Raw genomic sequence first — 20,595 nt, 5'->3', positions numbered from 1 at the left:
TCCATAAAAGAAGGGACTTTTTAATTCATTAAAAATGATTTTTCCAGGCTTGGAAGCGGGCATCCAGTAGGAGTTGTGTCAGATTTTTTAAGATTTCAACTTGCTCGGGCTCTAGAGTTTGTGCCTGGGAAACAAGTTGTCGAACATGTTCGATCGCGTTTTTTGAAGATAGTTCATTAATGGAGCTAATTCCAGACTCTAGGATGGTTCCAAAGAAGAGATCAAAGTAGAGTTCTAATTCCTCATCGGGAACACTATCCACCCATTCTTTAAGAGTGTCTTTGATTTGGAGACTTTCGCTACTGATGGCCTCTAGTTGGACAAAGTGGTGTCCTTCAGTTAGCCAGCTGAAAGTATTGTGTTGAGCGATACCACCTAAGGCCAGACTGCGCACAACAATAGGAGTATCAGGGACTTCTAGCATCATGCCAATGACAGATCCCTGTGGGACATAGCGGCGAATTTTTGGAATAACATCTTGATAACCAGTGGTTTCAGTCAGATGAGCCTGCAAGCCAGGGGCATCGTAAGTATAAACTGCAGATATTTTTTCTTGCAATTCAGGTTGGATTTGACTTGCAGCATAGACGGCTAGATTTCCACCTTTAGAATGTCCAGCAACCATGACTTTTTGTTTTGGATGTTGGGTAAAGAAATCCTCCAAGTATTCAAGAGCATGTTTTTGGGCAGGGATTTCCTTCATATAGGTCATATGGAAATCTTCCTTCCAGCCAATAATACTGTCGTCTGTGCCACGAAAGACAATGAGATAGGTATCTAGATTCAGACGATAAGTCATAGCAGCGAATTGTTTTTGGAGTTCTACATCAATATCATTAACAAAGTTAGAAAGCTTGCTATTTTTAAAACGCTTGTGTTGGGAGAGTTGGTCTAAGAGTTGTAGACGTTCTTTATTGGTCAACATGGTGCTTTCTCGTGGGACACGTGTTGCGACATCGCTTAAACGATTGACGGATTGGTCTAATAAGTTATCAAAAGGAAGATAAGTCAGCTCTGTCAAAGCAAGTACATCCAGTTCATTTAAGGGAACATCATAAAAAGAATCGTATTGAACATCAGTTAGATAGTCAAAAATATTGGCCATGAGAATTCCTTTCTTAACTTTTATCATATCAGATTTGCATCAATTTCGCTAGTAGTCAGAAGAATTTTGCTATAATATAGAAAAAGGAGGAGCAGATGCATAAGATTTTACTAGTAGAAGATGATCCAGTAATCCGTCAGCAAGTTGGGAAAATGCTCTCCGAATGGGGTTTTGAAGTAGTTATGGTAGAAGACTTTATGGAAGTTCTGACGCTATTTGTTCAGTCTGAACCTCATCTGGTCCTGATGGATATTGGATTGCCTCTCTTTAATGGTTATCATTGGTGTCAGGAAATCCGTAAGATTTCTAAAGTTCCCATTATGTTTCTGTCTTCGAGAGACCAGGCTATGGATATCGTGATGGCTATCAATATGGGGGCAGATGATTTTGTGACTAAGCCTTTTGACCAGCAGGTCCTTTTAGCTAAGGTACAAGGATTATTGCGCCGCTCCTATGAATTTGGACGAGATGAGAGTCTCCTAGAATATGCAGGAGTTATCCTCAATACCAAGTCTATGGATGTACATGTCAATGGAAAAACTATCAGTTTAACAAAGAATGAATTTCAGATTTTACGAGTTTTATTTGAGCATGCTGGAAATATCGTAGCGCGTGATGATTTGATGCGGGAACTCTGGAACAGTGACTTTTTTATTGACGACAATACCTTGTCTGTTAATGTCGCTCGCTTGCGCAAGAAACTGGAGGAAGAAGGTTTGATTGGTTTTATCGAAACCAAGAAAGGGATAGGGTATGGATTGAAATATGCTTGATATAAAAAGTTTTTTTCTAGCTTATATCCGTTCGCGTAGCCGTTTTTTTGCTTTTATTCTATCGCTTACAGGTTTGCTTTTTCTCTTTGAAATCTTGTTTGATAAGCAAGGGCCCTACTTTAACTATTTCTTCTTTCTATCTACATTTTTGACATTTTTGTTTTTGGTATTTGATTTCTTGATAGAATTGCAACGTTATCGTAAGGAATTGCTCTATGGCGAAAGAAAAGCTAAGTCACCAATGGAAGTCCTTCTAACTGAAAAATTAGAGAAAAGCGAATCTGAACTCTATCAAAAGAAATCAGATGCAGAAAACCGCTATAATGATTTGGTGGACTACTATACACTCTGGGTTCATCAGATAAAAACACCAATTGCAGCCAGTAAACTCCTAGTGAGCGAGGTGGCGGATCGCCAACTGAAGCAACAGATGGAGCAGGAAATTTTTAAGATTGATTCCTATACCAACCTCGTTCTCCAATATCTACGCTTAGAAAGCTTCCATGATGATTTGGTGTTGAAGAAAGAAAATATAGAAGATCTGGTCAAGGAAGTCATTCGCAAATATGCTTTTTTCTTTATCCAGAAAGATCTAAGTATTAATTTGCATGACTTGGACAGAAGGATTGTGACGGATAAAAAATGGCTGTTGGTAGTCATTGAACAAATCCTATCAAATAGCCTCAAGTACACAAATGAAGGTGGGGTTGAAATCTACATGGAAGGTTCAGACCTTTGCATCAAAGATACTGGGATTGGTATCAAAAACAGTGATCGGTTGCGAGTCTTTGAACGTGGATTTTCAGGATATAATGGTCGAATGACCCAGCAGTCATCTGGACTTGGGCTCTATCTAACCCAGAAAATCAGCCAAGAATTAGGACATCAGATTCAAATAGAATCCGAACTTGGGCAAGGAACAACTGTGAGGATTAAGTTCTCTGAAGTGAATTTACTGATTGAATGAAAAGAATTGTGAAGAGCTTGGAAGAAACCTTTCAAGCTCTTCTTTAGACCTTGATATGGTGAGAAAAAAGGCTCCAATCAGATAATACTCTTCGAAAATCAAATTCAAACCACGTCAGCTTCGCCTTGCCGTACTCAAGTACAGCCTGCGGCTAGCTTCCTAGTTTGCTCTTTGATTTTCATTGAGTATAAAATAGTTTAATCTTACAAAAATGTAAGATTAAAGTCCTCTTTTGTAAGGTTATGTTATGGCAAGTCCTCTTTTTTTGGAGTAAACTTAGAGCATAAAGAAAAAGGAGAGGAACCATGAAAACAATTTTACAAAAGAAACAAACAAGTAAGCCAAGTCCGAAGGATATCGAGCGAGTTCAAATCGGCATCGAAATGATGCAAGCTCAGTTTCAATTAATGGGATATTAAAAAGGAGAAGTAAAAATGACACTATTAGATGTAAAACACGTTCAAAAGATTTATAAAACTCGCTTTCAAGGCAACCAAGTAGAAGCTCTGAAAGATATTCACTTTACCGTTGAAAAAGGCGACTACGTCGCTATCATGGGTGAGTCTGGATCTGGTAAATCTACTCTACTCAATATTCTGGCTATGCTTGACAAGCCAACGCGTGGGCAGGTCTTCCTAAACGGAACTGACACAGCTACCATTAAAAATTCTGAAGCATCAAGCTTCCGTCGTGAAAAGTTAGGCTTTGTATTCCAAGACTTCAATTTGTTAGATACGCTTTCTGTTAAAGACAATATCTTACTCCCTTTGGTATTGTCTAGAAAGCCTATTACAGAAATGATGAAAAAATTGGTCGTGACGGCCGAAAATCTTGGCATCAATCAATTGCAGGAGAAGTACCCTTATGAAATCTCTGGAGGGCAAAAACAAAGGGTAGCAGTTGCACGGGCTATCATCACAGAACCAGAAATTCTTCTTGCGGATGAGCCAACAGGTGCCCTAGACTCTAAATCATCTGCAGCCCTCCTTGATATCTTTGATCAGATCAACGAGCAAGGGCAAACCATTCTCATGGTGACCCACTCAACAGCTGCAGCAAGTCGTGCAAAACGTGTTCTTTTCATCAAGGACGGTATTCTCTATAATCAAATCTACCGTGGTGAAAAGACGGATCGTCAGATGTTCCAAGAAATCTCTGACACCTTGACTGTTATGGCAAGTGAGGTGAACTAGTATGTTTCGATTAACCAATAAGTTGGCCATATCCAACTTAATCAAAAACCGCAAACTCTATTATCCTTTTGCTCTGTCTGTCATTTTGGCAGTCACAATTAGCTATCTCTTTTATTCCCTAGCCTTTAATCCTAAAATTGTGGATTTGCGTGGTGCGTCTGCTATACAATTTACCCTACAACTAGGGCTTGTCGTTGTGACACTTGCATCTGCCATTATTGTTCTTTATGCCAACAGTTTTGTCATGAAAAATCGCTCAAAAGAACTGGGTGTATATGGCATGTTGGGATTAGAAAAACGCCATTTAATTGGTATGACTTTTAAGGAACTCTTGATATTTGGGCTAGTAACAGTCACTGCTGGGATTGGAATTGGTGCCCTCTTTGATAATTTGATTTTCGCTTTGCTACTTAAACTTGCAAAGATGAAGGTAGAGTTAGTTGCAACTTTCCAATGGTCCGTAGTGCTTTCAATCCTTCTGGTATTCGGTTTTATCTTTTTAGTCATCGTTTTCCTGAACGCTGTACGCATTATCCGTATGGATGCTCTCCAGCTTTCTAGAGAAAAAGCGAAGGGTGAGAAGAAGGGGCGTTTCCTAGTTCTTCAGACACTTGTAGGGCTAATAGCTCTAGGAAGTGGCTACTACCTAGCACTAAGCGTAACAGATGCTTTCAAAGCTGTCGCTACTTTCTTTATTGCGGTTATGTTAGTTATTGTAGGGACCTATCTCTTATTCAATGCTGGTATTACAGTTTTCTTACAGTTGCTCAAGAAAAATAAGAGATATTACTACCAACCCAATAACCTCATCTCTGTTTCTAACCTTATCTTTCGTATGAAGAAAAATGCGGTCGGATTAGCAACCATTGCCATCCTTTCAACCATGGTTTTAATCACTATGTCTGCAGCTACTAGTATCTACAACGGATCTGAGAATATGAAAAAACTCATGTATCCTCACGATTTTGATGTTAAGGGACAACATGTAGAAGTTGAAGATTTAGACAAGCTTTTGACTCAATACGCTAGCGAAAAGAACCTAACCGTCAGCAATAAGGACGTCCTCAATTATGCAAGTTTCGGTCTTTCGAGTCAAGAGGGGACCAAATTAACCATCTTTGAAAAAGGGCAAAACAATGTCATGCCTAAGACAGTCTTCCTGGTTTTTGATCAAAAAGATTATGAAAAAATGACTGAACAAAAGCTAAACCTTACTGGTAACGAAGTAGGACTTTGGGCTCGAAACGACCAACTTAAAGGACAGAAAGCATTTAGTCTGAACAATCAGAACTATACGATCAAGGAAGCAATCCAGCAGGATTTTATTGCCAATCATGTTTCTAATCCCTATGTACTATTGGTATCGGATTATAACTATCTTGTAGTAGCTGATATTCAAAGTTTTTTGGAACAGTACCAGGATTCAGCTGTATACACACAGCTCTACGGTGGTATGGATGTAACAGCTAGTCTAGAGGAACAGTTAAAGCTATCTGATGATTTTGAGGAGTTTGTAAATAATTTTAGTCATAATCTCAAAAATGAAGACGGCATGGTTTATGGTGGAGGCACTGCAAGTGACGCAATTGCCCAAATGAATGCTCTCTTTGGAGGAGTTCTCTTTATTGGTATTTTCCTCTCTATCATCTTTATGATTGGAACTGTACTCGTTATCTACTATAAACAAATCTCAGAAGGTTATGAGGATCGTGAACGCTTTGTCATCCTACAAAAAGTGGGCTTGGATCAAAAACAAATCAAACAAACCATTAACAAGCAGGTCTTGACTGTTTTCTTCCTCCCTGTAATCTTTGCTTTCCTACACTTGGCTTTTGCCTATCATATGTTAAGTTTGATTCTTAAGGTCATTGGGGTAGTAGATACAGCTATGATGTTAAGTGTAACACTTTCTATTTGTGGTATCTTTGCCCTCATCTACGTACTTATCTTTATGATTACTTCAAGAAGCTATCGTAGAATTGTTCAAATGTAAAAACAGAAACATCAAAAAAGAGAGTGGGACAGAAATCGTTAATTCGTTAGAATTCGATTTCGTTGTCCCACCTCCGCACAGTTGAGTAGGACTGTAAAATCTGATGAAATCAGCGTAGTAGAGCCCACTCAACCACTGCGTCTTGCTCGACAATCCAAAGACAATTGAGAGGCTAGGACTTTTGTCCCAGCCTCTTTTTTAGTAGCTGGGATTTTGTCCCAGGTTTTATCTCTTATTTCTCAACACGTGATTTGTTGGCGATATCAGCTAGAATTGCTGCTACAAACTCATCATGTTTAAACATTAAAACGGTATCTACTTTCAGAGGAGATATCGTTTTTCTTCTTCGGATAAGGATACAAAAATTTCTTCCTTTCTCTATCTTTTAAATTAATTGATTTCTTCAGAGAAAGACTGTAAAATTTTTGATATAATGTTAAGAAGGGACTGATTCAAGACAGTCATATCTGGTCTTTCTTCCAGTCATTTTTCAAACAATATCAGTTGATAATCAGCTTAAATCAGATCTATCAGTTTGTCTATCTTTCTCTGATGGAGATCATGTCCTATCTTCACTTTGATTATTGGAAAAAACGGCTCGGTCAGGAGCTAGTATGAATAAGGAGAACAAATGAGACGTTTAAAAATGTTATGGCATATTATACAGGTTACGGGTTTTACTCGGTTTGCTCTGAGTTTTGTGACCTTTGTTTTTGGGTCAGGAGGCGTGCTTTTCCTAGTTGAACCTGCTATCACAAATTACGGAGACGGTCTTTGGTATGCTTTTGTGACTTCGACGACTGTCGGCTACGGGGATCTCCTAGCTGTGACCTTGATTGGAAGGATTACCAGTGTCTTCTTGACGATTTATGGGCTCATATTTTTTGGCTGTTTATCAGCTGTTATTATTAATTATTATACCGATTTAAATAAGGAAAGAGGAGAGGACAAATGACTGCCAATTATTCAACACGGGAATACCGTGAGAAATTATACGATGACCTTCATGTTCGATTGAGAGATACAGCGATTTTGATGTGTGCAATTTTTATTGCCTCTATCGGTCTAAATATGAATTCAACAGCTGTTATTATTGGAGCCATGTTAATTTCACCTCTCATGACACCGATTGTTGGACTGGGATTCGGTTTAGCTATTTTTGATACGCGTTTAATCAAGCAATCTCTAGAGGTTTTATTGACTCAAGTGTTGGTCAGTTTGCTTGTCTCGACTCTGTATTTCTGGATTTCTCCCTTGTCTTATGCAAGTAGCGAGTTGATCGCACGAACCTCTCCAACCATTTGGGATGTTCTCATTGCTATTGCTGGTGGGATTGCTGGTGTGATCGGTTCAAGGAAAAAAGAAGCAAACAATATCGTGCCAGGAGTAGCCATTGCTACAGCTTTGATGCCGCCTATCTGTACTGCTGGCTATGGTTTAGCTAATGGGAATGTACGATTTTTATTGGGGGCTCTCTATCTTTTCTTGATCAACTGTGTCTTTATCATGCTAGCCAACATTGTTGGAACAAGAATTTTGATGAGAAAATCTCCTTTAACTTCATTTAAAGAGCTGAGCATTAAAATGAGAATTGGCTTGATTTCTTTGATTGTATTGTTGATTCTTCCAGCTAGCTATTCGGCAGTTACTCTGACAATAGAACAAGCGCGCAAAGAAGGGATCAAACAGTTTGTAGGAAAAGAGTTCGCCAATTATACGGTTATTAATCAAGTCTACAAGTCAAGTAACAATGAATTGGTCTTGACGGTTGTTGGAGATCCGATTTCAGAAGAAGAATTAGAAACACTCCACCAAAAACAAGCCTCTTACGGTATTCAATCTGTTCAATTGAAAGTCAAGCAATTCCATAATTCAGCAAAATTAGATAGTGAGACGATTAAGGAATTTTACGAAAACATTGACAAGTATATCGATCAAAAACTCTCTGAAAAAGATTCACAAGATGACATCGTAAAAGAAATTGAGGCAGACAAGGACTAAGGATAGTCAACTTATCTAACTCATGGAAGCAAATCTTGGGAGGATATCCTATATCCAAAAGTTAATGGATAGAAAGGATTGTTGATGAGAATATCATTTGTGGTGGTTTGACCAATCACTACTAGCTCAGCTTAATCAAAATATAAAAAAGCAACAACTATTTCAGTTGTTGCTTTTTCTTACTGAAAAATGTTTCTCAGACTGTGATCGTTTTATTTCTCAACACGAGATTTGTTGGCGATATCAGCTAGGATAGCTGCTACAAACTCTTCTACTGACACAGTGTTCGTTTCTTTTTGTCCATAGCGACGAACGTTGACAGTTCCGTCTTCCATTTCCTTGTCACCAACGATCAATTGGTAAGGGATCTTGCTAGTTTGTGATGCACGGATCTTGAATTGCATTTTTTCATTACGTTCATCCACATCAGCACGGACACCACGGTCACGGAGCTTCTTAGCCACTTCCCAAGCGTAGTCAACGTGTTTCTCGTTAGATACTGGGATGAGAGTTACTTGGTGTGGTGCAAGCCATGTTGGGAAGGCACCTTTGTAGTTTTCAATCAAGATAGCTGTAAAGCGTTCCATGGTTGAGATAACACCACGGTGAATCATAACTGGACGGTGTTCTTCACCATCAGCTCCGATGTATTTGAGGTCGAAGCGTTCTGGAAGCAAGAAGTCAAGCTGGATCGTAGAAAGAGTTTCTTCTTTTCCAAGGGCAGTCTTAACCTGGATATCCAATTTTGGTCCGTAGAAGGCTGCTTCCCCTTCAGCTTCAAAGTAGTCAACGCTCATTTCATCAAGTGCAGCACGAAGCATGGTTTGGGCATTTTCCCACATTTCATCGTTATCAAAGTACTTGTGAGTATCTTGAGGGTCACGAAGAGAGAGGCGGAAACGGTATTCATTCAAGTTGAAATCTTCATAAACATCGATAATCAACTGAAGAGCACGTTGGAATTCTTCTTGGATTTGTTCTGGAGTCACAAAGAGGTGACCGTCGTTGAGAGACATTTCACGCACACGTTGAAGACCAGTGAGGGCACCAGATTTTTCATAGCGGTGCATCATCCCGATTTCAGCGATACGGATTGGCAATTCACGGTATGAGTGAACATGGTGTTTAAAGACTTGGATGTGGTGTGGACAGTTCATTGGGCGAAGGACGAATTCTTCCCCATCTCCCATATCCATAGTTGGGAACATGTCTTCTTGGTAATGATCCCAGTGACCAGAAGTCTTGTAAAGCTCTACAGAAGCAAGTGGTGGAGTGTAAACGTGTTGATAGCCAGAAGCCAACTCTTTATCGACGATGTAGCGTTCTAACTCACGACGGATTGTCGCACCATTTGGCAACCAGAATGGTAGACCTTGACCAACTTCTTGAGAAATCATGAAGAGATCAAGCTCTTTACCAAGTTTACGGTGGTCACGTTCTTTGGCTTCTTCACGCATTTGAAGGTAGTTTTTCAAGTCTTTCTTGTCGAACCAAGCTGTACCGTAAATACGTTGCATCATCGCATTGTCACTATTTCCGCGCCAGTATGCACCAGCTACATGGAGAAGGTGGAAGATTTGGATGCGGCCTGTTGAAGGGACGTGAGGTCCACGGCAGAGGTCAACATATTCACCCTGACGGTAGATAGTCAAACCACCCTCGTCTTCTGAGTGTTCCTCGATCAATTCCAACTTGTAAGGGTCGTCTTTGAAGATTTCACGGGCTTCATCTTTTGTCACTTCTTCACGAATAGATGGGAAGTTTTCTTTAACGATTTTTTGCATTTCTTCTTCGATACGAGGAAGATCTTCGTTAGAGATTTGACCAGCTTGATTATCAGTATCGTAGTAGAAACCATCTTCGATAGCTGGACCAACACCCAAGTGAATGTCTGGGAAGAGACGACGAGCTGCTTGGGCAAACAAGTGTGCCGCTGAGTGACGCAAGATATCCAATGCATCTTCGTGATCAGGTGTCACGATTTCAATGCTTCCATCTTCAGTGATCGCACGAGTAGTGTCGATGAGTTTGCCGTTGAATTTACCAGCAAGAGCTTTTTTAGCTAGAGAATTGCTGATGGATTGAGCAATTTCAAAAGTTGTAACGCCAGATTCGAATTCACGAACAGCGCCATCTGGGAATGTAATCTTAATCATGGTTTTCTCCTTAAAAATTTATCGTATTTTAAAATTGAGGCTTGAAGAAATAGCAAAGGGTTAGTTATAAAGAACAATTATATTTGTTTATCTAACTGAATGATGCTTTAACATTTTCATCCTATAAATAAAACAAACAGTTGAAATAAGTAAATAACTTACCAAGGAAAGGATTAAAGACATATATTGCTCATCAGTCATTATTTTACTACCCATGTATATCCTTATCGGATAGCTTCTTAGTGCATTGAATAGATAAATACCAGCAGTAAGACTTAAAAGATATCCTGCTATCACGAGTTCCTTTTTCTTAAAAAACATTAAGATACCGAGAAAAGGAGCAAGAAATGGTATAAGAGGGATAAATGCCATAAATGCAAAGAAAACAATGTACGTTGAACCCCATAGACTAAGAGTTTTCATTAGCCATACATAGACTATAAAGTAGATACAGGCAATCACCCAGAACAATGTTTTCTTCATATCAATCTCCATCTTCACTTTTTGCGATTGACTATCCTCCAAACAAAAAAGCGACCTCCTCAAAAGGACGTCGCAACGTGGTTCCACCTTCATTTATGTTCCTCAAAAAAGAGGGACACCTCTGATTGGCTCTAACGTGGCCACCGTTTTATGTTTGCATAAAAGTCAGTAGAGTAGTATCAGTTTAGACTTCCTATGCGTTTTCAGCAACCACGCACTCTCTAAAAGAAAGATTCTAAGCGATTTGTCTCTATGCATTATTATAGCATGATTGCGAGATTTTTCAAGGATTTTGTGAAAGTTTTTTGTTTTTTCTTTTTTGTAGCAGATACTTGATTCCAAGACCAGAAGACATACCCGCAAGGGCAAAGATTTCATAGGCTAGGAAGTAGAGAAGGATAAATTCTCCGAAAGTAATGATAGTAAAGCAAAAGAGCAAGCCAACTCCAATTAACCACCAAACTGAGAACTTGAAACGATAAGAGTAGCATAGTGATACTATGAAAGTCACCAGTGGAGAGAAGATAATAACGTTGCCGATGGTGAGCTCCTTTAAGGTAGAGTTGACAGAAATAGTCCATAATAACAACTCATAAAGTGGCCAATAAAAGAAAAATATGACCAGATAGTAGGGGAGATATTGCGAGAATTTACGCATGGTAATCACCTCTCTTTTCAAGATGTCAACTTAGATATCCTTCCTATAACTATTATAGCACTTTTGCGGTAAGAATAGTAAATCAGTTGACAAAGAACTTAGTTCTTGGTAGAATAAGAAATGTCGTAAAGACAAATAACTTCTTCTTGGTTACAGGCATGCCAACCTGTCACTCGGATGAAGCCAAATAAAAAGGAGAAACATCATGGCAATCTCAAAAGAGAAAAAAAATGAAATCATTGCACAATATGCACGTCACGAAGGTGATACAGGTTCAGTAGAGGTTCAAGTTGCTGTCCTTACTTGGGAAATCAACCACCTTAACGAACACATCAAACAACACAAAAAAGACCACGCTACTTACCGTGGATTGATGAAGAAAATCGGTCGCCGTCGTAACTTGCTTGCATACTTGCGTAAAAACGACGTTAACCGTTACCGTGAGTTGATCAACTCTCTTGGACTTCGTCGCTAATCTTGCGTCTAAAACGTTTCTATACTTCGTTGGCTTCGCCTCGATGTACCATCAGTACAATCTTCGGCTTGCCGCCTAGTCTACAAACGTTTTATCCAGCAAGAATCAAGCTCTCTGACTTCAGAGAGCTTTTTACTTTTTGCCAAGTGCTTAGGCCGTGTTCAATTGAACATAACTTGAAAATAAGGCCACTCTAGTTGAGTAGCTTTTTTTTTATTTTTGTCACCTTACCTCGATATACTCAAGTATAATCTTCGGTTACGGTTCCTAGCACTGTAAGGTAAAATAAACCAGAATGATCTCCCTTCGGGGAGATTTTTTGTTTCACTAACATTTTTGTACAATCTTCGGCTTGTCGCCTAGTCTATAAACGTTTTATCCAGCAAGAATCATGAAGCTAAGGGCGTTAAAAATCCGTATGAAAATAGGGAAAGGACACAGTGTTCGATGAACACAAGGAGTTTCATCTTTTTCACTAGGATTTTAGCCCGAGCTCAAATTAGCTCTCTGACTTCAGAGGGCTTTTTTGTGTGCTTTTTTCTAGTCTTGTTCCTGATTTAGAAATGTGGTATACTAATTATGAAAATTGTCTAAATTTTTAATTTTTGATAAAGGGAGGGTTTCATGCTTTCCAAATTTTCTGGAAGTCATCAAAACCTGAGATATTGTTTTTTACTAGCTATTCTGGTAGGAAATTTGGGGATTTCTCTGTTTCTGGCAGTTTCTATGGGTTCTGTTCAGATTAGCTTGAGTGATACCTATAGGATAATTTTGAGTCAGTTAGGGGCTCCTTTTGATATAGGAGATATCTCAAAGTCTACGCTTGCTATTGTTTGGAATATGAGATTGCCACGGGTTTTTCTTGCTTTGATTGTGGGTGCAGGCCTTTCCATGTGTGGTAGTGTCATGCAGTCAACTGTCAACAATCCAATAGCAGAGCCCTATGTATTAGGAATTTCAGCCGGGGCAACCTTTGGAGCAACTTTGAGTATTATTCTTGGATTTAAAGTTATGATTGGTCTAGGATCTTTCCTCGGAGCGATTTTAGCAACAGTTGCAGTTCTTCTCATTGCATCTATGCAGGGTAGGATGACAACTTCTAGCTTAATCTTATCGGGTACGGTAGTGAATGCCTTATTTTTGGCTTTTTCAAACTTTATTATCTCTATTGGGGCCAATGCTGATAGCGTTATGACTATCAAGTTTTGGACCATGGGTTCTTTAGCGGGGACCTCATGGGCTCACTTAACCTTACCAACTATAATCGTGGGAATCGCCTTTTTATTTTTCTCTTCCCAATACCGTGTTTTCAATGCCATGATGATGGGAGATGAGGCGGCTTTGACTTTGGGAATTCCCTTGCGTTTTTATTGGTATCTCTATGTGACGATTGTAGCTGTGATGACGGCAGTCCTAGTTTCGACTTGTGGAATCATCGGTTTTGTCGGTTTGATTACACCACATTTGGCCCGAAGTTTGGTTGGTACAAATTATAGAAGGCTTTTTCCAATTGCAACCTTACTAGGCGCCCTCTTTGTCGTCTGGGCAGATGTCTTTGCTCGCGTTTTGATTCAAAATGCTGAACTACCGATTGGAATTTTCACAGCCCTAGTAGGTGCACCTTTCTTTATCTACATGGTTGCAAGTAGACGAAGGGAGGTGAGAGTCTGATATGGACTTAATGTGCCAGGATATTCACTTTGGAATCGGAGAAAAAAAGATTCTCAAAGGAGTCTCACTTAAACTTGAGGGAAACCAATTTCATACTATTTTGGGACCAAATGGAAGTGGAAAGACCAGTTTGCTGAAACTCTTTTATCGACAGGAAAAGCCGGATCAGGGCTTGATTTCTTTAGATGGGAAGCCTCTAGACCAAATGAGCGTCAAAGAAACGGCAAAGCAGATGGCAGTTATCACGCAGTTTAATCAACTTCAGTTTGATTGTACGGTTGAGGAGATTGTCATGCTGGGCAGAACTCCTCATCTCTCTTTCTTGCAAAAGGAAAAAGACAAAGACTTTGCTTTGGTTGAGGATGCTTTGGTCAAGGTAGATATGCTCGAAAAGAGAAATCGACTCTACTCTTCTTTATCAGGAGGAGAGAAGCAGCGGGTTCTGTTAGCACGCGCCTTGGTCCAAGAGCCGACCCTCTTGCTCTTAGATGAACCGACCAATCATTTGGATATCAAGTATCAGCTAGACTTATTGACCATTGTCAAAAATCTTCAGATAAATGTGCTAGCTGTCTTGCATGATATTCAGCTAGCTTGTCGCTATTCAGACTATCTCTACCTAATGAAAGAAGGGGAGATTGTTTACCAAGGTACTCCAAAAGAGACCATCACACCCGAGTCATTGCAGGCTGTCTATGGCGTTCAAAGTAAGGTAACTTGGACAGAAGATCAGCAAGCCATGATTCACTATTTATAAAAATAAAAAAGGAAAATAAAAACATGAAAAAAACACTTAGTATTTTACTTGTAACAGTAGCTACCTTATCTTTGGTAGCTTGTGGTAACGCATCTAAAGAAACAGCAACGGCACCGGCTACAACAGAAGCTAGTCAAAAAGCTAATACAGAAACCAGCTACCCTGTAACTATCAAAACCTATGATGCTAAAGGAAACGAAGTCGAACAAGTCTTTGAAAAGGCACCTGAAAAGGTCATCACCAACAACCTCTCAACAACTGAAATCCTACTTGAACTCGGTTTGCAAGATAAAATTGCTGGTATGCTCAATCCTGATAATGCTGTAACTGGTAAATACAAGGACGCTATTGAAGCCATCCCTCACATTGGTGATAAAAAATCTGTCTCACAAGAAACAGTTCTTTCTTATGAACCAGATGCCTTGATGGGACGTAACATGATGTTTTCTGAAAAGTCAATGGGAACTATCAGTGCTTGGAATGAAAACAAAATCCCTGTTTATACGCAAAAAGCTTCACTTTCAACTATCCAACAAGATTTAGGAAATATCGTAGAAGATGTGAAGAATCTTGGTACCATTTTCAATGTCCAAGACAAGGCTAACCAATATGCAGAGCAATTACAAGCTAAAATCGATGCGGTTAAAAAAGCCAACCCAGAAACACAGGGTGAAAAGAAAAAAGCTCTGATTATGGTGGCCTACAATGACGAAACCTTTGGTGCCTACAAGTCAGCCCTTCAAGAAAGTTTGCTTAACCAACTTGGTTATACCAATGTCGCAACAGGAACTTCTGGCTTGACCTTGGAAAATCTAGTATCAATGGATCCAGAGTTGATTATCTATGTAACTAGCGATCGTAATCAAAAGTTAGATGAAAAAGCAGTGGATTTGATGAAGGCAAATGCTGTTTTGGAGAATGTCCCAGCAATCAAGAATCAAAAAATCATGACTATCTCTTACGATGAGTTGATGGATTACGGTCCTGCAGTGATTGATTCCCTTGAAAAAATCAATGACTTTATCAAGAAATAAGGAGTTTAACTGGGAAGGGATTCGAGTTAGGGTCAGTATTCCTTCAAACTATGATCCTCAACAAGCCTACCCAATGATTCTTTTAAATGATGGACAATTGGACTATTTGTCAGACCTATCCCAATCAGTGATTTTGGTGGGTTTGATTCCAGAAAATCGTTTGGACGACTTTACACCTTGGCAAGCTAGTGCTTTGAAAGAAGGGGCACCAGATTTTGGTGGGAAGGTAGACCAATACCATCAAAAGCTATTTCAAGGAATTTTAAAAATTCTAAAGAAAGACTACTTGATTGATGAAAGTCGAATTGCATATGGCGGCTATTCACTGGGTGGTCTTGCTGCTGTCTATAGTCTTTATAGTAGTTATCTTCCTGCGACCTGTATCTTTTCTATCTGTGGCTCCTTCTGGTATCCTGATTTTACAGAATATTGTGGGGAACATGACTTGATACAGAATCAAAGCCTGATTTATTTGCAAAATGGTCAGACAGAAGGTGCCAATCATTCCAATCGTCTGTCTAAGGCTCCCGTTTATGCAAAGGAAATACATAAACTGATTTCAGAGAAAGTCCCTTCGACTTATTGCACATTTGATGCTTATGGGCATCATGAAGCTCTTAAGGAACGTTACCACTATTTTTGTGATTGGCTGAGAGACGAATGGAAGCTTAAGTAACCTTATAACACTCCTTGTTCATCGTAACTAGGAGTGTTTCTTATGTATGCTTGGTTGTTAAAATGTTCATGGTATTATTCTTGACGGAAATCCATCCCCTGTAATAGACTAAATTATGGTATAATGAGTAGATAGATAGAATCGAGGAAATTATGTCATTTACAAAATTTAAATTTAAAAAATATATAGAAGAAGCATTGGAGGAGTTGAAGTTTACGACTCCTACCGAGGTTCAGGAAAAGTTAATTCCCATTGTCTTGGCAGGTCGTGACTTGGTTGGTGAATCTAAAACAGGTTCAGGTAAGACTCATACTTTCTTGCTTCCAATTTTCCAACAGTTGGATGAAGAGAGTGACAGTGTGCAGGCGGTTATTACAGCTCCAAGTCGTGAGTTAGCAACACAGATTTACCAAGCTGCTCGTCAGATCGCAGCTCATTCAGATGTTGAGATTCGTGTTGTGAACTATGTTGGTGGTACAGACAAGGCCCGTCAGATTGACAAATTAGCAAGTAATCAACCACATATCGTAATCGGAACTCCAGGTCGTATTTATGACTTGGTCAAGTCTGGTGACCTAGCCATTCACAAAGCTAAGACCTTTGTAGTCGATGAAGCTGATATGACTCTAGATATGGGATTCTTGGAAACAGTTGATAAGATTGCAGGAAGTCTTCCGAAAGACTTGCAGTTTATGGTCTTTTCAGCAACTATCCCACAAAAACTGCAACCATTCTTGAAGAAATATTTGTCAAATCCTGTCATGGAGAAAATCAAGACCAAAACCGTTATCTCTGATACCATTGACAACTGGTTGATTTCGACCAAGGGTCGTGACAAAAATGCTCAGATTTATGAGTTGACTCAAGTCATGCAGCCATATCTCGCCATGATTTTTGTCAATACAAAAACTCGTGCGGATGAATTGCACAGCTACCTAACAGCTCAAGGATTAAAGGTGGCTAAGATCCATGGAGATATTGCTCCTCGTGAACGCAAACGGATCATGAATCAGGTGAAAAATCTTGATTTTGAGTATATCGTAGCAACTGACCTGGCTGCGCGTGGGATTGACATCGAAGGTGTCAGCCACGTTATCAATGATGCCATTCCACAGGACTTGTCCTTCTTTGTCCACCGTGTTGGACGAACTGGACGTAATGGTCTACCAGGTACAGCCATCACCCTCTATCAACCAAGTGACGACTCAGATATTCGTGAGTTGGAGAAATTAGGAATTAAGTTTGTACCTAAGGTGGTTAAAGATGGAGAATTCCAGGACACTTATGACCGTGACCGTCGTGCCAATCGTGAGAAAAAACAGGAAAAACTGGATATCGAAATGATTGGCTTGGTCAAAAAGAAAAAGAAAAAAGTCAAACCAGGCTATAAAAAGAAAATTCAATGGGCGGTCGATGAAAAACGCCGGAAGACCAAGCGTGCTGAAAGTCGTGCCCGTGGACGTGCAGAGCGTAAAGCTAAGCGTCAAACATTTTAAACATCAGACAGTAGAACCAAGTGGTTTTACTGTTTTTTTATAGTTCTACATCGGGATTGACAGAATTCATAAGTAGAAGATATTGGGAATCTTAAAATCTAATCATAACATTCTTTTATTTTTCTGAAGTTTATAATATACTTAAATTAAAAGTAGATTGTAGGAGAAGTTAAATGAGAGATTTTAAAGATTTTATTGCTGGGATTGGTGAAATAAATGTTATTGCTTATTTGATATATGTGTGTACCGGTCTCGCTCCTCTCTTTCATATATTGATCATCGGTTCAGAATTGAGTACTGGAAAAATAGTTTTAACTATCTTAGGCATACTTTATGCTATCTTTTTAACGATTGCTAGAATTTATCGAAAGTTTTTCTGGTAAGAATTATCATGAAATATTAAAATCCCATCAGAAATTTGAACTGCACCCCAAAAGTTAGACAGAAAAAATCTAACTTTTGGGGTGTTTTGCTATGAAATCATCAAAAGATTAAATTTTTTGTCTCACCGAACTCCGCCATGTAGGTAAGCAGAATAAGCTCATCTCTAGCTATGGTTGAGGTCGAGCTAGCTACCTCAACAACCAAACAGGTGACAGCTACAACTACTTGACTAACCAGTCAGGCTCTGTGACAGGCTTGACCAAGGATGGACAAGCTGTCGCATTAACCAGCTATAACCTCTATGGCGCAAGAAAGACAAGCACAGATACGACAGGGACTCCATTCGCCTATAATGGCGAAGCTCGTGACGATACTGGACTTGACTATTTACGAGCAAGATATTATGATAGTCAGGGAGGTACTTTCTTAACTGAGGATAGCTACCCAGGTGAGGACACAGATCCTCTCAGGATATGATGCCTATAGTTCTGGCCAACGTGGTTGGGAATTGGTTGGTTCGATCGCTAAAGGAGCAGGAACAGGTGCTATCTCAGGTCTTATTGGCGGCCAATTGGTGGGAGCAGGAGCTAGTCTAGCAACAAATGTGACTCAAAATATTGGAAATCAAGCAGTTCGACAAGTTGCCAAGATTGGAGTGGAATCAGCGGTTGAGACTGCGATTGACACAGGTATTGATTTGGCCACAGGAAATAAGATTACTGGTCAAACAGTCGCCATGAACTTTGCCTTTAACACCTTTACCAACGGAGCAGGTAGTGTGTCTCCTAAGAAGGATCCTAAGGCTGATGTTGTGACGACGAAGCCTACAGGTGGACGTCTACCAATGACAGTAGATAATCTCCAAATGTTTGCGGAGAAGCCTAAGGTTAAGCCAGATTTTTATGTAAATCCTGATGGAACAGTATATAAAGCGTCAGATATTGTTGAGAAACCATCTACCTTGTACCATTACACATCCGAGAAAGGGTTGGCTGGTATATTAGATACAGGAACTTTAAATCCATCATTAAAGGCGAATAATTCTAAAGATGCTCGTTATGGAAATGGTCAGTATTTCTCAGACATAGCTCCAGGAACGCGAAGTAATGCTTCTCTTTCTAAACAATTTATAAACAATCCTTGGCAAGGAAGTAAGTATTCTAATTATATAGGTGTTGATACTAGCAATTTGACAGTAGTAAAAGGTAGAGATGGGGTATATGTACTCCCTAATGAAAATCCTCTAGACTTGACTGATAGAATTGTTAGTCACGGAAAGAATTAGGAGAGATTTTTATGTTATATTATAAAACAATTTGGAATCATACGAATGACTATGATCCGATCGTAATGTATTCTGCAATAGACGAAGAACGTTATGAAATGAAACGATTAGATATATTTCGTGATGGACATGTAGCTTACTTTGATACTCGGACACCTATGGAGTTGAGTGAAGACCCATATCCAAGTGATTTTGATGAAATAAATGCAACAGATGAGTTTGATGTGTCTGAAATTTCATCTATAGATTTTGAAAATATATTAAAAATGTACGACACGAATGCGTTAATAGAAGATTACTTTTCAAAACTATAAATAGTGTAGCTCTTCTTCAGCTGAAAAAATTTGATATAGAAAGTTTCTAAAAGTTATAAAGTTAAATATATTTTAATGATATTCTAATAACATTATAGGTAGATCAGGTGTAGTTGTTGGAATAAATTTAGAGGTGGTGACGACGAAGCCAAAATCAGGGGATGTACCAGTCACGAGACCACGTAAGGATGTAACCCCTGTTCAGCAACTAGTATTGCCTGGGCCGACTAGTAAACCTGTATCATATTCACAAGTAACGTTACCTCATCCTATGGATAAAGCAAATTATTTCCAGAAGACCTATAGTAATAATTTTAGTGCATATGGATCGCAAAAATATTCTGATATTGCTGGTTATGAGATAAAAACTGTGGATGATTTAGCACAAGCAATAAAAAATAAAGATGTGTCTGTTTCGGATCTTCCTGTGGAGTATATTAATAGAGATGGTAATGTTTTAATTAAAAATACAAGAAACTCTCAAGCGTTAACAGTTGCAGGAGTTCCTAGAAATCAGTGGCATGTAACTGATAATACTGGTAGTCCATTACATGAGAAATTACTGGATGAGCAGTTATTACGTAATAAACTAAATTCGGAAGGAGTTTCTACTGTAAGACGTAGCGGGGGTACGAATAATGGAAAATAAAATGATATACACTCTTCCAATGTTTTCTTCACTTTTGTCTGAGTTACCTAAAATAACTTTTTCAGGTACAAATATTTGTATCAACTTAAAGGGATATGATTATGATGACCTATATTCAGAAGTTGAATTGATATTTCAAGAAGTCCACTATTTTTCAAAAGCAAACGCATTATTTTCTGTAGATACAATTGAAGCTTATGATAAAGTTTTAGAAATATTTAATTCATCAATTATATTACAGTTAATGGAAGCGAACAGGCATCTTTTTGAAGAAATTAACAAGCTCCAAGAATTAAAGCATTATTCTTTATATCTTGATGGTTATGATGGATATAATATAGTCTGCAAGTCCATAGAAATCAAAGAGTTATAAGATTTTAAGAAAGCTTGTAAAGCATCAAATAATAGAAGAATAAAATTTAATATAAAAAAATCCCATCAGAATATTTCTGGTGGGATTTTTGGTGGGGAACCAATCAATTTTGATTTATTTTTAACCTTTTATAATAACTGAAAATGCTGTTA

Annotated in this window: 22 protein-coding genes and 1 pseudogene; 18 read left to right on the top strand and 5 right to left on the bottom strand. The window is 38.9% G+C overall.

The features are described from left to right. Positions 1–28: 28 nt before the first annotated feature. On the bottom strand, positions 29–1,105 hold the full coding sequence (locus ACESNQ_RS05940; RefSeq protein WP_373075756.1) for a DUF2974 domain-containing protein: 1,077 nt from the start codon (positions 1,103–1,105) through the stop codon (positions 29–31). A 95-nt stretch (positions 1,106–1,200) separates the two neighbouring features. Between ACESNQ_RS05940 and ACESNQ_RS05935 the strand changes: the two genes are divergently transcribed. The 6 genes from ACESNQ_RS05935 (at position 1,201) to ACESNQ_RS05910 (ending at position 8,032) form a co-directional block, all read left to right on the top strand. Beyond that, positions 1,201–1,878 (top strand): response regulator transcription factor, encoded by a 678-nt coding sequence (locus ACESNQ_RS05935; protein WP_373075754.1) that lies wholly within the window; start codon positions 1,201–1,203, stop codon positions 1,876–1,878. Next, entirely contained in the window at positions 1,871–2,845 is a 975-nt protein-coding gene (locus ACESNQ_RS05930; protein ID WP_373075752.1) for a sensor histidine kinase, read from the top strand. The genes ACESNQ_RS05935 and ACESNQ_RS05930 overlap by 8 nt, the downstream gene beginning before the upstream one ends. Positions 2,846–3,279: 434 nt before the next feature. Continuing rightward, positions 3,280–4,038: an ABC transporter ATP-binding protein gene (locus ACESNQ_RS05925; RefSeq protein ID WP_006152604.1), complete on the top strand. Its 759-nt coding sequence runs from the start codon at positions 3,280–3,282 to the stop codon at positions 4,036–4,038. A gap of 1 nt (position 4,039) precedes the next feature. Then, a complete protein-coding gene (locus ACESNQ_RS05920; RefSeq protein ID WP_247912967.1) occupies positions 4,040–6,031 on the top strand; it encodes an ABC transporter permease in 1,992 nt (663 codons plus the stop codon). A gap of 631 nt (positions 6,032–6,662) precedes the next feature. After that, positions 6,663–6,986, top strand: coding sequence for a potassium channel family protein (locus ACESNQ_RS05915; RefSeq protein ID WP_001253404.1), 324 nt, complete (start codon positions 6,663–6,665; stop codon positions 6,984–6,986). Further along, positions 6,983–8,032 (top strand): DUF389 domain-containing protein, encoded by a 1,050-nt coding sequence (locus ACESNQ_RS05910; protein WP_129299087.1) that lies wholly within the window; start codon positions 6,983–6,985, stop codon positions 8,030–8,032. The genes ACESNQ_RS05915 and ACESNQ_RS05910 overlap by 4 nt, the downstream gene beginning before the upstream one ends. 212 nt (positions 8,033–8,244) lie before the next feature. Here ACESNQ_RS05910 and thrS read toward each other — a convergent pair whose 3' ends face one another. The 4 genes and pseudogenes from thrS to ACESNQ_RS05890 all read right to left on the bottom strand — a co-directional run bounded on the left by thrS (position 8,245) and on the right by ACESNQ_RS05890 (position 11,329). After that, positions 8,245–10,188 carry a threonine--tRNA ligase gene (gene thrS, locus ACESNQ_RS05905; protein ID WP_281137816.1) on the bottom strand — a complete coding sequence of 648 codons (1,944 nt, stop codon included), beginning with the start codon at positions 10,186–10,188 and terminating at the stop codon, positions 8,245–8,247. An 87-nt stretch (positions 10,189–10,275) separates the two neighbouring features. Beyond that, the gene (locus ACESNQ_RS05900; RefSeq protein ID WP_281137815.1) at positions 10,276–10,671 is read right to left on the bottom strand and encodes a hypothetical protein; all 396 of its coding nucleotides are present in this window, start codon (positions 10,669–10,671) and stop codon (positions 10,276–10,278) included. 31 nt (positions 10,672–10,702) lie between these two features. Further along, positions 10,703–10,833: pseudogene (locus ACESNQ_RS05895) on the bottom strand (AAA family ATPase); the annotation flags it as partial. A gap of 121 nt (positions 10,834–10,954) precedes the next feature. Next, complete coding sequence (locus ACESNQ_RS05890) at positions 10,955–11,329, bottom strand: hypothetical protein (protein WP_373075748.1); 375 nt, start codon at positions 11,327–11,329, stop codon at positions 10,955–10,957. Between the two features lie 205 nt (positions 11,330–11,534). On the opposite strand from ACESNQ_RS05890, the gene rpsO reads away from it, so the two are divergent. The 12 genes from rpsO (at position 11,535) to ACESNQ_RS05830 (ending at position 20,443) form a co-directional block, all read left to right on the top strand. Beyond that, complete coding sequence (gene rpsO / locus ACESNQ_RS05885; RefSeq protein WP_001018251.1) at positions 11,535–11,804, top strand: 30S ribosomal protein S15; 270 nt, start codon at positions 11,535–11,537, stop codon at positions 11,802–11,804. A gap of 624 nt (positions 11,805–12,428) precedes the next feature. Further along, positions 12,429–13,475, top strand: coding sequence for a FecCD family ABC transporter permease (locus ACESNQ_RS05880; RefSeq protein ID WP_373075738.1), 1,047 nt, complete (start codon positions 12,429–12,431; stop codon positions 13,473–13,475). Position 13,476: 1 nt separating this feature from the next. Next, positions 13,477–14,232, top strand: a complete 756-nt coding sequence (locus ACESNQ_RS05875; RefSeq protein WP_371500600.1) for an ABC transporter ATP-binding protein — start codon at positions 13,477–13,479, stop codon at positions 14,230–14,232. A gap of 23 nt (positions 14,233–14,255) precedes the next feature. Next, a complete protein-coding gene (locus ACESNQ_RS05870) occupies positions 14,256–15,266 on the top strand; it encodes an ABC transporter substrate-binding protein (RefSeq protein ID WP_373075737.1) in 1,011 nt (336 codons plus the stop codon). Next, entirely contained in the window at positions 15,247–15,942 is a 696-nt protein-coding gene (locus ACESNQ_RS05865) for an alpha/beta hydrolase-fold protein (protein WP_373075736.1), read from the top strand. Before ACESNQ_RS05870 ends, ACESNQ_RS05865 begins: the two co-directional genes overlap by 20 nt. Positions 15,943–16,094: 152 nt before the next feature. After that, complete coding sequence (locus tag ACESNQ_RS05860) at positions 16,095–17,438, top strand: DEAD/DEAH box helicase (protein WP_373075734.1); 1,344 nt, start codon at positions 16,095–16,097, stop codon at positions 17,436–17,438. 173 nt (positions 17,439–17,611) lie between these two features. After that, on the top strand, positions 17,612–17,821 hold the full coding sequence (locus ACESNQ_RS05855; protein ID WP_373075732.1) for a hypothetical protein: 210 nt from the start codon (positions 17,612–17,614) through the stop codon (positions 17,819–17,821). 226 nt (positions 17,822–18,047) lie between these two features. Further along, positions 18,048–18,299 (top strand): RHS repeat-associated core domain-containing protein, encoded by a 252-nt coding sequence (locus ACESNQ_RS05850; RefSeq protein WP_373075730.1) that lies wholly within the window; start codon positions 18,048–18,050, stop codon positions 18,297–18,299. Beyond that, positions 18,271–19,107 (top strand): HYD1 signature containing ADP-ribosyltransferase family protein, encoded by an 837-nt coding sequence (locus ACESNQ_RS05845; RefSeq protein ID WP_373075728.1) that lies wholly within the window; start codon positions 18,271–18,273, stop codon positions 19,105–19,107. Before ACESNQ_RS05850 ends, ACESNQ_RS05845 begins: the two co-directional genes overlap by 29 nt. Positions 19,108–19,118: 11 nt before the next feature. Further along, positions 19,119–19,421, top strand: coding sequence for a DUF6881 domain-containing protein (locus ACESNQ_RS05840; protein ID WP_373075726.1), 303 nt, complete (start codon positions 19,119–19,121; stop codon positions 19,419–19,421). Between the two features lie 271 nt (positions 19,422–19,692). Next, entirely contained in the window at positions 19,693–20,070 is a 378-nt protein-coding gene (locus ACESNQ_RS05835) for a histone H3 family protein (RefSeq protein WP_373075724.1), read from the top strand. Beyond that, positions 20,060–20,443: a hypothetical protein gene (locus tag ACESNQ_RS05830; protein ID WP_373075722.1), complete on the top strand. Its 384-nt coding sequence runs from the start codon at positions 20,060–20,062 to the stop codon at positions 20,441–20,443. The genes ACESNQ_RS05835 and ACESNQ_RS05830 overlap by 11 nt, the downstream gene beginning before the upstream one ends. Positions 20,444–20,595 lie beyond the last annotated feature (152 nt).

This window comes from Streptococcus infantis (assembly GCF_964243025.1).
In the GTDB taxonomy this organism is placed as follows: domain Bacteria; phylum Bacillota; class Bacilli; order Lactobacillales; family Streptococcaceae; genus Streptococcus; species Streptococcus infantis_N.
This window is presented reverse-complemented; position numbering and strand designations above follow the sequence as displayed.